Genomic DNA, 13,525 nt, shown 5'->3' with positions numbered 1-13,525 from the left:
GCTCGTTACTCCGCAGCCAAGCGAACGTCAGGTGCGGGGCCGCGATAAATGCATCCCTCGTTGCAGCTGTCGCGATGGACCTCGACTTGAGTCAACCCCGGCACGCGGTTCGAGAGCCGATTCCAGATCCACATGGCGATGCGTTCGAGTGTCGGCGCCGAAAGGCCGTCGATCTCGTTCAACATGCGATGATCGAGCGCTTCCTCGGTCTCGTGGATCGCCGCAGACAGTTCGTCAAAATGGAAGATGTAGCCGGTGCTTGGGTTTGGCTCGCCCTCGACGACGACGCGCGCGCGGAAAGAATGGCCATGCACGCGAGCGTTCGCGGTGCCTGGAGGTGCCGACGGCAGAAAATGGGCCGCCTCGAACCGGAAATCCTTATAAATTTGCATGGCGCTCAAATAGGGGATTTCAGACCTCTGCGCCACCCCCGGTCGAGGCCTTAATCCGCGCCAAACCGGCGCGGAAACCCTGTTCGTTAAGGGATTCCGAGAAGTTTGTGGGTCTGAACCGACAGTCGCCACGCCGGATTGGCCTTGCAATAGGCGATGGCCGCCTCGGTATTCGCCTGCTGAGCCGCCCCGTCCATGGGCTGGAGGAAGCGCTGCTCAAAGGCGAGAGCGAGGAATTTGGCCGGGTCGACGCCGACTTGCGGAAAGACGAGTTTCAGCTCGTGCCCGTGGCGCTGCTTCAGGTCCGAACCGGCCTTCGGCGAGACGCAAATCCAGTCGATGGTGTCGAGAACCGGAAGCGTGCCGTTGGTCTCGATGGCGATGCGAAAGCCTTCAGCGTGAAGCGCATCGATCAATTCCTGGTCGACCTGGAGCATCGGTTCTCCGCCGGTCAGGACGACAAACTTCGGTGCGTCCGTTGCGGGGGCGGCAGCTGCGCGGCAGGCGCGGGCCAGGGATTCGGCTGTCTCGAAGCGGCCGCCGCCGACGCCGTTCGTCCCGACGAAATCGGTGTCGCAGAACTGGCAGGTGGCGCTGGCGCGATCCTTCTCGCGGCCGCTCCAGAGATTGCACCCGGCGAACCGGCAAAACACCGCAGGCGTCCCGGCATTCGCGCCCTCGCCTTGAAGCGTATAAAACATCTCCTTGATGGCATACATGCCGGGATACCTACGGGGCGCGTCGCGCGAGTCAAGTCTGGCTGGAGGTAATGGTGACCGAACCGCGAAACTACCGCTATTTCGACCTGGTGATGGTCGCGTTCGTGGTCATCCTGATATGCTCGAATTTGATAGGCCCGGCCAAGGCCGCGACATTGACGCTGCCGATCATCGGGCCGGTGACGTTCGGGGCGGGCGTTCTTTTCTTTCCGATTTCCTACATCTTCGGCGACATTCTGACCGAGGTATACGGCTATGCCCGCGCCCGGCGTGTGATCTGGACGGGCTTTGCGGCACTCATCTTCGCGGCGGTCATGGCGGCCGTCGTCGTGGCGCTCCCGCCGGCGCCGACATGGCCCAACCAACATATCTACGAGGTTGCGTTCGGTAACACGTGGCGCATCGCGGGCGCTTCGATGATTGCGTATTTTTGCGGCGAGTTCATCAATTCCTACGTGCTGGCGAAGATGAAGGTCCGGAGCGAAGGCCGCAATATGAGCTGGCGGTTCGTGGCTTCGACCATTGCGGGAGAGGCGGTCGACTCGTCGTTGTTCTATCCACTCGCATTCCTCAACTCCGGGATCATGCCGAACGATCTCGTCGTGACGCTGATGATTTCGCAGTTCGTGGTGAAAACGCTTGTCGAGATCGCCTTCCTGCCGATCACGGTGCGTATCGTCACTGCGCTGAAGCGAGCGGAGAACGAGGATTATTTCGATCGTGAAACGGACTTCAATCCATTCAAGCTTGATGCTTAAGGATGAGGTCGACGGCGTGCTTCAGGTCTTTTGCGCGCGCCATTGCGTCCAACCGTTGGCGCGAAGTTCGCACGCCGGACAGATGCCGCAACCATAGCCCCAGTCGTGACGGTTCGTGCGGTCGCCCATGTAGCAGGTGTGCGTGTCTTCGATGATGATGTCGATGAGATCGTTGCCGCCGAGTTTCGATGCCAATTCCCATGTCGCGGATTTGTCGATGAACATCAGCGGCGTTTCGATGGCGACAGGGGTGGCGAGGCCGAGCGAGATCGCTTGCGCGAGAGTCTGGATGGTTTCGTTGCGGCAATCGGGATAGCCTGAAAAATCCGTCTCGCACATGCCGCCAACCAGCGTGGTTATTCCGCGACGATAGGCGAGCGCCGCGGCGTAAGTGAGAAACAAGAGGTTGCGGCCCGGTACGAAGGTCGTCGGCAGGCCCGTTGCGGCGAACGTGATTTCCGTTTCACGCGTCAAAGCCGTGTCGCTGATGCTTTGAAGCGCCGGGAGATCGAGTACGGCGTCTGGGCCGAGGTGTTTTCCGGCTGCGCCAAGGCCCGCAAGCTTTTCGCGGATAATGTCACGTTGGGCGAGTTCGACGCTGTGGCGCTGTCCGTATTTGAAGCCAATCGTCTCCACGCGAGCGTAGCGGGACAGCGCCCAGGACAAGCAGACGGTCGAATCCTGGCCGCCGGAGAAGAGAACGAGTGCTGACGTTTCTGACACGATCAGAGGCTCTTGCCGTCATAAAGTATGGTAGAGAGCGCCGTAGCGTCGACGCCATCCAGGCAGCCGATATAGACCGCCACCGGGGTCGCTCCTCCGGTCCACATCTTCGTTTCCGACATTGGTCTACCTTGGTTATTGGGTAAATGTCCTATCGGGTAGGGCGTCGACTGCCCGCGAGGACTTTGCCTTAAGAGAGTTTGCGGCTAAAACCCGCCCGAACCTGTCACAGCCGTTGCGTCTCGACAAGCCAAGCAGCACAAGCCAACCAGAAAATATCGGAAACGCTCATGACCGCCATCGTTGATATCATTGCCCGCGAGATCCTCGATAGCCGAGGCAATCCGACGGTCGAAGTGGACGTGCTGCTCGAAGACGGGTCGGAGGGGCGCGCTGCCGTACCGTCAGGTGCTTCAACCGGCGCCCACGAAGCGATCGAACTTCGCGACGGCGATAAGTCCCGGTATCAGGGCAAGGGCGTGCTGAAGGCGGTCGACGCGGTCAACGGCGAGATCTTCGACGCGCTGTCCGGAATGGACGCGGAAGAACAGCGCGGCATCGACGCGGCGTTGATCCAGCTCGACGGTACGGACAACAAGAGCCGGCTCGGCGCGAATGCGATCCTCGGCGTGTCGATGGCGGTCGCGAAGGCGGCGGCAACATCGAACAGTCTGCCGCTCTACCGATACGTCGGCGGCGTCAACGCTCATATCCTGCCGGTGCCGATGATGAACATCATCAACGGCGGCGCGCACGCGGACAATCCGATCGACATTCAGGAATTCATGATCATGCCGGTTTCGGCTGAGACGTGCGCCGATGCGATCCGGATGGGCGCTGAAATTTTTCATACCTTGAAAAAGAATTTGAAAGACGCGGGCCACAACACCTCAGTCGGCGATGAAGGTGGTTTCGCGCCGAACCTCAAGAGCGCCGACGAAGCGTTGAGCTTCATCATGAAGGCCATAGAGAAAGCCGGATACAAGCCGGGTGAAGATGTGATGCTGGCGCTCGACTGCGCGTCGACCGAATATTTCAAGGACGGCAAGTATGTTTTGGCCGGCGAGGGAAAGTCGCTCGACAGCGCGGCCAACGCGAAATATCTCGAAGATCTCGTCAACCGCTTTCCGATCATCTCTATCGAGGACGGCATGGCGGAAGACGATTGGGCCGGATGGAAGCTGCTGACCGATCTTATCGGCAAGCGCGTGCAGCTCGTCGGCGACGATCTGTTCGTCACGAACACGAAGCGCTTGGCGGATGGCATTGCCAAGGCGACGGCAAATTCAATCCTCGTGAAGGTCAATCAGATCGGTTCGCTGTCGGAAACGCTCGACGCCGTCAGCATGGCGCAGCGCGCGGGCTATACGGCCGTGATGTCGCATCGCTCCGGCGAGACCGAGGATTCAACCATTGCTGATCTCGCCGTTGCGACCAATTGTGGTCAGATCAAGACGGGATCGCTTTCACGCTCCGACCGTTTAGCGAAGTATAATCAGCTTATCCGGATCGAGGAAGAACTGGGCGATGTCGCGGTTTATGCTGGCCGTTCAGTAATGAAACAATCTTTGACATAGGAAATTTGGGGGCTTAAAGGCGCGAACGCGTAATTGCAAAATGCCTCATCGACTTTCGGTCACTATCGTCTGCAACCCTCGACACTAATCTGATGTCGGAACAAACTGCCGCCAAGAGCATTTCCGTATTGAGTAAGAGGGTGGAATAATGCGGCAGTCGAGGTTGTTGGTTCAGCAGGTGTTCAACCGGCCGCGTCGAATTGATCACTTTCGCCGCAGGGCGTGGACGGTTCGGCGCGTTCACAGGCCGAACCCGCAGGAAATTTTGATAGCGCGTGAATACATTCCTGGGGAGTTCGACGAGCCGTCGCGTTGGGCGGCGATCGCTCCTCTGCGTCGTGGCATCGGATTGATGTCGGATGCGATCGTGCTGACGTTGGCGTCGCCGTTTTTCGGTATTTGGTTTCTTTATCGGGCTGTACGCCGCTGGCAGCGCGCGGCGAATTAACGCCAGACTATGATCGACGCCTGCCTCGATCTGCGGAACGTCTGCATCCGCGACCGCGTTCTCATCCGTAAGCAAGAAAAACAAAGTCATCGACATTTTAGGCCCCGTTTTTCGGGGCCTTTTTCATGCGGGAACTCTGCATGAGCGAAGTCGTTTGCCAAAAAAGGAATTCGACACATGAAGCTTATTGCAGCAGCAGTTTTATCCGTGCTGGTTGCTCCCATAACTCAGGCGCTTGCACAGGACAGCACGAGCACTTTGCCCGAGAGTATGCGCATCCAGCAGGGTGTGACGCAGCAGAATTCAAACGCGCAAACCACGCCGTCCAGCAACGACGAATCTCGTACGACGACCGAAGCTCCGGGGAGTGCCGGTGGGCCGGTTGAAATGAATCGAATTGATCCGGCCGCTCCGAGTTCGCAGCGCCTTCAAATTGATGACGGCGCGAGCGCTGCGGTACGGCAAAATCCCGATGTCAACGCATTGCATCCAGGCTCGGCGGGAACCTCGTACAACACGATTTTACGCGGTGCACCCTCTACGAGTGGTGCGAGCGGCGGAACGTCGGGAATAGGCTCGCCGAGCACTTCAGGCGGCATCGGTTCGGGATCGAGCGTGGGCGGCGGTGCTTCCGGCGCAAGCGGCGGCAAGTAAATCGCATCAGCGGCGTTTTTTTAAGACTTCCGCTGCGGTTGTCGCTTGGGCGCCCGGCGCTTTGATTTCTTTATCGATGTCGATCGGTTTGCATTCGCTAGTTCGCAGCAGGTCGTTCACTCCGTCGGCATCGCGCCGCAACTCGGAAACTTTAATATTCGTATCCTGATCTTCGCTCGTGTTGGAGGAAGAGCTGAACAGGCCATAAACGCTGGTTGTCTTGTGCTCTGCGTTGGAGGCCCGCAACGCTCGGATCTTAGCTATATGATCCTTTACGAAAGCCGTGGGCACGGCGCACGGATCGCTGTTTACCGCCGAATGGTTCTTTTTGTGTTTGGCCCACGCTTCGTTCGGCGATACGAGCGATGGCAATGACAATGCGATGGCAAAGATGCCCACAAAGACGGCGTTCGGTGAGCTCTTTCGGAACTGCATTTCGGAAGCCTGTATCGGTGGATCGAGCGTGTCGCACTCGTGCAGAGACGCGAGAATTGAGCCACGAGTGGGACACCCAAATAACAAACTCGCGGTTTAGCGTCGTCGCAGCCTCGGTCCGAGTTTGCTATCGTCGATATTGATTCTGCGGAGTGGGGTGAGAACCAGCGTCGCCACGCTTTCATGTCGTAATCGCTGCAGTTGCAAGGGTCATAGCGTCATGAGCATGCTTGGATGGTTGAGCCGGCGGCAACCGCAGCCGGCGGAGGCCAAGCCGAATTCGAAGCCCGATCAATCGGGTCTAGATCGGTCGAATCCCGATAATTTAAAATTGGATCATAAGCGCCCTAAGATCGATCCCGAGATCATAAGGGAGCGAGCGCGCAAAAACAGCCCGTGGCGGTTTGACGACGGGCCGTCGCGGCGGCCTGTCGGCGGCAAGTGAGCGGCTTTATTGACTGGGGGGAACCTTGTGGCATCGGCGCCCTGGTATTTGTAGGTGCGCGCACGTAGTGTCCCCGCGAGAGTTGGGGGCGTTTCACTATGCTCGAGCGTGGTCTCGTCGGGCTTGTATACAACCACTGTAAGGCTTACTCCGGGCTGCGGTTGACGCGGTTTCGATTTGATCGTCATGGCGTCGCGCCGGTTTGTCGTCTGGAGCCAGCCGGTCCGGAGTGGCGGCGATGAGCGTTACGATCGCAATTGCCAACCCGAAGGGTGGTGTCGGCAAATCGCTGACGACCATGATGCTCGCGGATGGGTTGGCCCTTTCGTACGGCGCCCGCGTTCTTGTTCTCGACGCCGATCCGCAAGCGGGCGTGACGAAGGCGTTGCTCGGCATCGATGCCGAACAGGAACTGCGCGAACGGCGGATCGGCCTCGGAGCAATGCTTCAGGCTTTTGCACGAGGACGAGATATCCGCCTCGCTTCACACAGGGTGTCCGCAAGCGATCTCATCGAGCTGCAGGATCGTCAAAACGGATTCATCGATATTCTGCCGTCGAACCACGAGCTTCTTGGCGACATGGCTGATTTTGAACGCTCGGCCCACCGAAAGCGGCGGCGGGACCGGCTCGATGTTCAGCTATCCGGCGTGTTGCGCGCCGAACTGAATAAGATCGATGACGAATACGATGTCGTCTTGGTCGACTGCCCCGCGGGACCCGGCGTTCTGGGCCTCACGGGCATACGCTTGGCCCACCACATCGTTGCGCCGACGAGCCTCGAAACAAACGCCTATTCGACGCTGACGGATTTCTTGAAGTTCATTCTCGCGGACGATTTGGACCTTGCGACGCGCGTGAAGGTCCATCCGCTGATCACGCAATATCAGGCGACGAATTCCATTCAGCGCGAAATGCTGCAGCACATCAAGGAAGGGCTGGCGCACCTCAACGCGATTTCTCGGCCCGTGCCGTACACGGCGGCCTTGCAGAATGCAGCTGCGCATCCCGGGATGGGGACGGTTCGCACCGCGCGGCAGAAATATGGAAATGCGCTGCCGGAAGTCGTCGCTTTGTCGAAAGCCGTGGTCGAGAGAATTAGCTCCAACGGCTGATGGCGCGCCGAAGGTTAGCGGCCGGACGATTGTGGATGGCGGTGATGGCTTCGCGCGCTATAACGTCCACGGCAGGGGCTTCGAGCCTTCGTCGATAGATGCGCGATTGTCGTAATCCTGGGGACCCATCATGCTGATCCGCGCCATTGGTTGCCTTCTCATTTGTGTTGCAGGCCTCGCGACGCCAGCGCTCGCGCAACTCAAGCCGGGCGACAAGGCGCCTATGTTCAAGGCGGAGGCGTCCCTCGGCGGAAAGCAATTCACCTTTTCGCTCGCTGCGGCACTGAAGAAAGGCCCAGTCGTCGTCTATTTCTATCCGAAGGCCTTCACGTCGGGTTGCACGATCGAAGCGCACGATTTCGCCGAGGCGACGGCGAAGTTCAACGCGCTTGGCGCGACCGTCATCGGCGTCAGCAACGACGACATTGCAACGCTCGATAAGTTCTCGACCTCGGAGTGTCGCAGCAAATTTCCGGTGGCCGCCGATAAGGACCAGCGGATCATGACGGCCTACGATGCCGTGATGATGGGATTCATGCCCTATGCCAGCCGGACATCTTACGTCATTACGCCGGACGGGCGGATCTCATACGAGTACACGGCGCTCGATCCGTCGGACCATGTCAAGAACACCCTTGCGGCGGTCGCGAGCTGGAAGGCGAAGCACGGCTAGCCGACATTTCGCGGCCGGGGGCAGCACCCGATAGTCCGCCGCTGTTGTGGTTTGCAGGCGGCCGAACGCCTGCTAACCAAAGGGGCCTTCCATTGTGCCCAGTTCTTCGAGCTTCAACCGGATCGCAGTTATGAGTTGATCGGGGTGAGCGCGTCCGTCGAGTTCGATTTCCGCATCGACGGGAGGCTCGTACGGCGAGGAGACGCCTGTAAATTCCGGGATGATGCCCTGTCGCGCCTTTTTATAGAGGCCTTTGGCGTCGCGTTTCTCACAGACCGCGAGGGGAGTGTTCACGAATACTTCCAGGAACTCGCCGTCTTCGAAGATGTTGCGCGCGATCTCGCGGTGGGCAATGAGCGGGGAAATGAGAGAGACAATGACGATCAGCCCGGCGTCAACCATGAGCTTTGCGACCTCGGCGATTCGGCGCACGTTCTCCGCCCGTCCGGCATCTGAGAAGTTAAGGTCGTTGCAGAGGCCGGTGCGACAGCGGTCGCCGTCGAGGACGAAGGTGTGCTGGCCGGAAGCGTGCAAGGTTTGATCGAGAAGGTTGGCGATCGTCGTTTTGCCGGCGCCGGAAAGTCCGGTAAACCAAAGGCATACGGCCTTTTGGCCTTTGGCCTGAGACCTGTCGTCTTTGGAGACGGCAGTATCCTGCCAAAGCAGGTTCAACTTTTTGTCGCCACGTAGGACATCGGCGCCAGATCTCGGCATCGGTACCCCCTCTTTCCGCCTATACTGAATGGCCGATCCCAATCGGCCAGGTCCACGATAGTCGGCATTTGGGCGGTATGTTGGAAGAAGTCGTTTTTTTACACAATCTTATCTGTTTTGGGCTGTGCGCCCTTCCTCCCAGTAACGGGCGAGCGCGGTTTTTCCGGCGCGGCAGAGCGGCCGTTTTCGTCTTCGCAGGGGATCTCTACCGGCGGCGATAGCCGTGTCGGCCGGGAGGTCTCGGAGGCGGCTGCCAGTACGGCTGGGGATAGAACGCCACCTGTGGTCCCCATTGCGGGAACAAGCCGAAGTAGGGCAGCGGATAGGCCGGGGCGTAATAGACGCCGTTTTCTTCGTAAAGGTCGTTGTACGGCCGGGCGAAGAGCACCGGAGGAACCGGCACTACAAACGCTTCCTGGGGAGGCGCTTCCTCGCCACCGAAATCGGCGGCTGACGCGAAGGAGGATGCGAGCCCCATCGCGGCGATTGCCGCCGCGGCAAAGCGGATGTTCGCGGTTCGCGTGTTTGTGCTTAGACGGTACGTCATTTCAAAGGCCCATCGCGCGGCGCCGACGCGCACGTCATGTGCAGATCTGTCGCATTCGGATCGCTTTACAACTTGCGGCACGGCAAGTTGTGCTCATCTTCGATGACCGGACGTAAAGAACGGTTAAGACGCGGGGCTTCTCGCGGTCGCGGCGCGGAATTTATCCAGCGGCGCAGAGTGCGCAGGACATCACTGGCTTTCCCGACAACGGGCGAGGAGCGTCATCGTCTTCGGGTCGGCGCCGTTGCAGAACGTAAAGAGCGCTTTGGCGAAGATGCTCTCTTGGCCGGTAACAGCCGCAAACAGAGTCATCGAAGAATGGAATTTGAGGTTGTCTGGAGTTCCGAGAATCTGAAGCAGCGGCTCGTAGCGATGATCGAGCATCAAAGCCGTCACCTTCACGAGACGCGGTCCGAGCACGGGGTGGCAAACGTAAGCTCGCGCTTCTTCGTAGCTGTCGATGCCGAATTTTTGCGACATATCGCTCGTGCCGAGACCGCGCATCTGAGGAAAAGTGTACCACATCCAATGCGATTGCTTCTTGCCGGCGGTGAGTTCGGCGATGACGCGCGCGTGAGTGTGCGCCTGGGCGCTGACGAAGCGTTCGAGATCGAATGGATCGTGAAATTTTTTCATGCTCGTTCTGCGGATGTTGCTCGGCACGTCGAGGCGTCCTGGAGGGACGCGCATCTGGGGCATGTCGCATTGAACTGATGTACGCGTCGGCTATCGGGTTTTACGAAACAGACTTGAGCGTGATTGCTAAATTGCGGCTTCTGCGCCGCCGGCGGTGAAACAACGGACGAAGGTGGCGTTCGCTGGCATCAGAACGGATAATCAGAGCACAAGCCAGACCGCCCCGAAACGGTATACCCAAACGAATAAGACGTATCCGGATGATATGCGTTATTGCCGATCCGTACAAATGTTTCCGGCAGGGTTCGCGGGAATCGCAATTCTAACGGCAGTCCGGTATCGCAGTTGCTGTGGTAAGCCCCCGGGCTGACTGCTTGGGAGGGGGATATGGCGACCTCCGTCAAGCTCCGGCGGCGCGGGGGTGGTATCCGGCAGGCGCCGTTTTTGTCGAGCGTTGGGCTGCGTATGGTGCGGCCGCAAACGGCAAGGACTCTGAGATGGCGCGCGCCGACGTAGCACATACAAATCCCGTAAGCATCGGACGGGCGATTATCTGCGCTTTCTGCGCGGGTCTTATTGGAATTGGACTCGCGCGTTTTGCCTATACGCCGCTTTTGCCCGCCATTGTCGATGCGCGATGGTTCACGCCTGCGGACGCGGCCTACCTCGGGGCGGCCAATCTTGCGGGCTATCTCGCAGGCGCGCTGCTTGGGCAGCCGCTTTCTGCGCGTCTTTCGGTCATTGGCGTGCTGCGCGCCATGATGCTGCTGGCGACGGTGTCATTTTTCGCGTGCGGTTATCCGCTCGGCTTTCTTTGGTTTTTCGTTTGGCGGTTTGCCGCGGGGTTTGCGGGCGGTGCCATGATGGTCCTTGCGGCGCCGACGGTCCTCGCCCATGTGCCGGTGTCCCGGCGCGGTTTGGCGGGCGGGTTCATTTTCATGGGCGTCGGTGCGGGCATCGTCGCTTCGGGTACGCTCATTCCGCTTCTCTTGAGCGTCGGGCTACAGCAGACGTGGTTCGGTCTCGGCGTGTTAGCGTTCGCTCTGACGGCCGTCGCGTGGCGTGGTTGGCCCGAAGCGCACGCGCTGCAGATTTCCCAAGTGGGACATTCGCATCCGCCGCGCCTAGGAGCGTTGAGGGCACTCTACGTCGAATATGCGTTGAACGCGGCGGGCTGGGTTCCCCACATGATCTTTTTGGTCGACTTCGTGGCACACGGCCTGGGGCAAGGCGTGCAGGCCGGTGCGGAGTTCTGGGTGGTTCTCGGCATCAGCGCCACGATCGGCCCCGTTCTTGCGGGCTATATCGCGGATAGAATAGGGTTCGGCGCCGCGTTGCGAAGTGCGTTCGTCTTGGAAATTGTTGCTATCGCGTTTCCGGCTCTCAACCCTACAAGCCGTCCTTGGCTGTTCGCATCGAGCGCCGTTGTAGGCGCATTCATCACGGGAACCGTGCCGTTGGTTCTCGGGCGGATTCACGAGCTTATTCCGCATCGTCCTTCGGAGCAGAAGGCGGCGTGGGGCATGGCGACCGTTGCGTTCGCCGTCTGCCAGGCGGCGGCCGCTTATGCGCTGTCGTTTATCTTCGCGCAGAGCGGCGGGGATTATCGCATCCTCTTCGTCATCGGCAGCGCCGCGATGACGCTCGCGCTCTTGATCGATCTCGTTTGGACTTGGCGCGAGAGAGTGGCTCGCTGAGTGATGCCGTTTCCGGCGAGTGAGGTCCCTGCAAGGTTGGCATGTTGAGTTGAAGGCCGCCCCGATTCTCGGCTCTGCTGAAAGCGGGGGTTCAACGCGCGAAAAGCGGGTCTCCTCATGAACATCATCCAAATTGATCGACACTCCGGACAAACATCCAGCCAGATTTTAGCGAAGGCAATGGATCTCCATGCGTCCGGCGATCTTCACGAGGCGGAGAAAGAATATCTTGCGGTCATTGCTCGTGGCTATCGAGTCACTGAGATTTTACCGCTGCTTGCCGGCATCGCGACCATCAACGGCGACCTTCAAGTCGCTCTTGATCGCTGGACCACGTTTCTCGATCTAAAGCCGTCACACCTCTTCGGGTTGATGGAAAAGGGCGCTCTCCTTCACCGGCTTGGCAGGTGGCAAGAAGCCGTTGTGTCCCTGCAGGCTGCCGAACGGATTGATCCCAACAACCCCGATCTTCTCTTAAATCTTGGCATCGCATTGATTGATGCGGGGCGTGGTCATGAAGCCGTGACCGTTCTGAAGCGTGTTGCGGACATACGACCGGGCAATCCCTTGGTCGCGCATCAAATTCGACGTATTTCGTCGGCTATCGTACCGTTCTGGCATATTCCCATGCTGAACGATCAGCCGAGGAATGATGCCTTCGAAGAAGGTATCAAGCAGGCGATCGCCGCGCATGGAAGCACAGCGCGCGTATTGGATATTGGCGCTGGAAGCGGTCTGTTGTCGATGATGGCTGCGCGAGCGGGCGCTCAAAACATCGTCTGCTGCGAAAGCGTAGGTATCATCGCGGAGGTGGCGAAGAAAATAATTTCCGCCAACGGCTATGCAGACCAAATTAAGCTGGTGCCAAAAAATTCCAAAGATTTGATGGTCGGCGAAAATCTCGACAAGCGCGCCGACATTCTCGTGTCGGAAATATTATCCAGCGACTTGTTATCCGAAAGTGTGTTGAGCACCTTCGAGGATGCGATTGATCGACTTGTGCATGAGGAAGCGACTATTGTGCCCCGTGCGATCACGGCCCTCGGGTGCCTTATCGAAAGCGACGTACTCGCCAAATACGCGTTCGTCGACGAGGTGTCGGGTTTTGATGTGGCAGCATTTACGGAGCTCGCCCCGACAAGGCTTCCAGTCCACGGGAAACTGACCTCCTGGCGTCGGCTGTCAGATACTCATGATCTCGTTCACATTGACTTGCGAGCGCGCAAGCACGAGGCGTCATATCGTCAAGTGGATCTACCCGTAACGGCCGACGGTATTGCGATGGGCATCATGCAGTGGATACGGGTCGACGTGGCGGAAGGGGTCGAATTCTCAAATCCGCCGGACCACTATTCGGACGGCGGCTGGTTGCAGGTCGTTCACACTTTCTCACGTCCCATCAGCGTTAAAGCGGGTGATCAGTTTGCGCTGATAGCCGGCCACGATCGAACCAGCTTAATTCTGATGCCTGCTGGATGACACCTTCCCGATAAAGAGCGCTGCGGTTGAGCCCGCTAAATGCCGTTCAGGTCGGGAGTTGAGGTGGCTGGTTTCATCGTTTCGGATATCGGCGGGAACTCTCGGTCGGCCTGGCGTGTGTGTAGACCGACGCCGTCAGACCCAAGTTGGCGGAGGGGGTGGGATTCGAACCCACGGTGGACTTGCGCCCACGCCGGTTTTCAAGACCGGTGCCTTAAACCACTCGGCCACCCCTCCAGGGCCTACATGCGAGAACGCCCGATAGAGGCGACACGATCCGCTTGGCCGGAGCGCTCTCCTAGCGGGTTCCGACGCCGGCCTCAAGCCGTCAGCCTCAAGCCGGCGCGCTTAACCTGATCCTAAGCTGCTTTTGTCATCATTCAGGCATGCTTCGGCCACCGTTCCCGTGTGTCATGAGGGGGAGGGTGCGCTTGGGCGGGCGTAGCGTATCGAGTTGGGTTTGCGTACATGGAAAGTCGCCCTTGTGGCCGGCTGTCTTGCCGGCTGATGCTGG

15 protein-coding genes and 1 tRNA gene are annotated in these 13,525 nt (G+C 59.1%); 7 read left to right on the top strand and 9 right to left on the bottom strand.

The window, feature by feature from the left end; all coding sequences use genetic code 11:
- Nucleotides 1-5: 5 nt before the first annotated feature.
- Nucleotides 6-392: a 6-pyruvoyl tetrahydropterin synthase family protein gene (locus WC811_RS17750; protein WP_372646685.1), complete on the bottom strand. Its 387-nt coding sequence runs from the start codon at nucleotides 390-392 to the stop codon at nucleotides 6-8.
- 86 nt (nucleotides 393-478) lie between these two features.
- A complete protein-coding gene (gene queE, locus WC811_RS17745; protein ID WP_372646684.1) occupies nucleotides 479-1,111 on the bottom strand; it encodes a 7-carboxy-7-deazaguanine synthase in 633 nt (210 codons plus the stop codon).
- Between the two features lie 50 nt (nucleotides 1,112-1,161).
- Here queE and WC811_RS17740 point away from each other — a divergent pair, with 50 nt between their 5' ends.
- The gene (locus tag WC811_RS17740) at nucleotides 1,162-1,869 is read left to right on the top strand and encodes a queuosine precursor transporter (RefSeq protein WP_372646683.1); all 708 of its coding nucleotides are present in this window, start codon (nucleotides 1,162-1,164) and stop codon (nucleotides 1,867-1,869) included.
- Nucleotides 1,870-1,890: 21 nt separating this feature from the next.
- Here the strand turns inward: WC811_RS17740 and queC are convergent, their stop codons facing one another.
- Nucleotides 1,891-2,592 (bottom strand): 7-cyano-7-deazaguanine synthase QueC, encoded by a 702-nt coding sequence (queC, locus tag WC811_RS17735; RefSeq protein WP_372646681.1) that lies wholly within the window; start codon nucleotides 2,590-2,592, stop codon nucleotides 1,891-1,893.
- 290 nt (nucleotides 2,593-2,882) lie between these two features.
- Here queC and eno point away from each other — a divergent pair, with 290 nt between their 5' ends.
- Nucleotides 2,883-4,169 carry a phosphopyruvate hydratase gene (gene eno / locus WC811_RS17730; RefSeq protein ID WP_372646679.1) on the top strand — a complete coding sequence of 429 codons (1,287 nt, stop codon included), beginning with the start codon at nucleotides 2,883-2,885 and terminating at the stop codon, nucleotides 4,167-4,169.
- 13 nt (nucleotides 4,170-4,182) lie between these two features.
- On the opposite strand, the gene WC811_RS17725 is transcribed toward eno, so the two are convergent.
- Complete coding sequence (locus WC811_RS17725; protein WP_372646678.1) at nucleotides 4,183-4,713, bottom strand: hypothetical protein; 531 nt, start codon at nucleotides 4,711-4,713, stop codon at nucleotides 4,183-4,185.
- An 81-nt stretch (nucleotides 4,714-4,794) separates the two neighbouring features.
- Between WC811_RS17725 and WC811_RS17720 the strand changes: the two genes are divergently transcribed.
- Entirely contained in the window at nucleotides 4,795-5,271 is a 477-nt protein-coding gene (locus tag WC811_RS17720) for a hypothetical protein (protein ID WP_372646677.1), read from the top strand.
- Between the two features lie 6 nt (nucleotides 5,272-5,277).
- Here WC811_RS17720 and WC811_RS17715 read toward each other — a convergent pair whose 3' ends face one another.
- Entirely contained in the window at nucleotides 5,278-5,706 is a 429-nt protein-coding gene (locus WC811_RS17715) for a hypothetical protein (protein WP_372646675.1), read from the bottom strand.
- 683 nt (nucleotides 5,707-6,389) lie between these two features.
- Here WC811_RS17715 and WC811_RS17710 point away from each other — a divergent pair.
- Both WC811_RS17710 and WC811_RS17705 read left to right on the top strand, forming a co-directional pair.
- Entirely contained in the window at nucleotides 6,390-7,265 is an 876-nt protein-coding gene (locus WC811_RS17710) for a ParA family protein (protein ID WP_372646674.1), read from the top strand.
- Between the two features lie 130 nt (nucleotides 7,266-7,395).
- Nucleotides 7,396-7,938 (top strand): peroxiredoxin, encoded by a 543-nt coding sequence (locus WC811_RS17705; RefSeq protein WP_372646672.1) that lies wholly within the window; start codon nucleotides 7,396-7,398, stop codon nucleotides 7,936-7,938.
- A 72-nt stretch (nucleotides 7,939-8,010) separates the two neighbouring features.
- Here WC811_RS17705 and cysC read toward each other — a convergent pair whose 3' ends face one another.
- The 3 genes from cysC to WC811_RS17690 all read right to left on the bottom strand — a co-directional run bounded on the left by cysC (nucleotide 8,011) and on the right by WC811_RS17690 (nucleotide 9,835).
- The gene (gene cysC / locus WC811_RS17700) at nucleotides 8,011-8,652 is read right to left on the bottom strand and encodes an adenylyl-sulfate kinase (protein WP_372646671.1); all 642 of its coding nucleotides are present in this window, start codon (nucleotides 8,650-8,652) and stop codon (nucleotides 8,011-8,013) included.
- Between the two features lie 205 nt (nucleotides 8,653-8,857).
- Complete coding sequence (locus tag WC811_RS17695; protein ID WP_372646670.1) at nucleotides 8,858-9,199, bottom strand: hypothetical protein; 342 nt, start codon at nucleotides 9,197-9,199, stop codon at nucleotides 8,858-8,860.
- A gap of 189 nt (nucleotides 9,200-9,388) precedes the next feature.
- Nucleotides 9,389-9,835, bottom strand: a complete 447-nt coding sequence (locus WC811_RS17690; protein WP_372646668.1) for a DUF1810 domain-containing protein — start codon at nucleotides 9,833-9,835, stop codon at nucleotides 9,389-9,391.
- A 497-nt stretch (nucleotides 9,836-10,332) separates the two neighbouring features.
- Between WC811_RS17690 and WC811_RS17685 the strand changes: the two genes are divergently transcribed.
- Nucleotides 10,333-11,532, top strand: a complete 1,200-nt coding sequence (locus tag WC811_RS17685; protein ID WP_372646666.1) for a YbfB/YjiJ family MFS transporter — start codon at nucleotides 10,333-10,335, stop codon at nucleotides 11,530-11,532.
- Nucleotides 11,533-11,649: 117 nt separating this feature from the next.
- Nucleotides 11,650-13,011 (top strand): tetratricopeptide repeat protein, encoded by a 1,362-nt coding sequence (locus WC811_RS17680; RefSeq protein ID WP_372646665.1) that lies wholly within the window; start codon nucleotides 11,650-11,652, stop codon nucleotides 13,009-13,011.
- Between the two features lie 147 nt (nucleotides 13,012-13,158).
- On the opposite strand, the gene WC811_RS17675 is transcribed toward WC811_RS17680, so the two are convergent.
- Nucleotides 13,159-13,248: transfer RNA gene (locus tag WC811_RS17675), tRNA-Ser, on the bottom strand.
- Nucleotides 13,249-13,525: the final 277 nt, after the last annotated feature.

The organism is Hyphomicrobium sp. (assembly GCF_041659645.1).
Taxonomy (GTDB): Bacteria; Pseudomonadota; Alphaproteobacteria; order Rhizobiales; family Hyphomicrobiaceae; genus Hyphomicrobium_B.
Note: the sequence above shows the minus strand (reverse complement) of the source record. Positions and strands in the feature narration are given on the sequence as shown.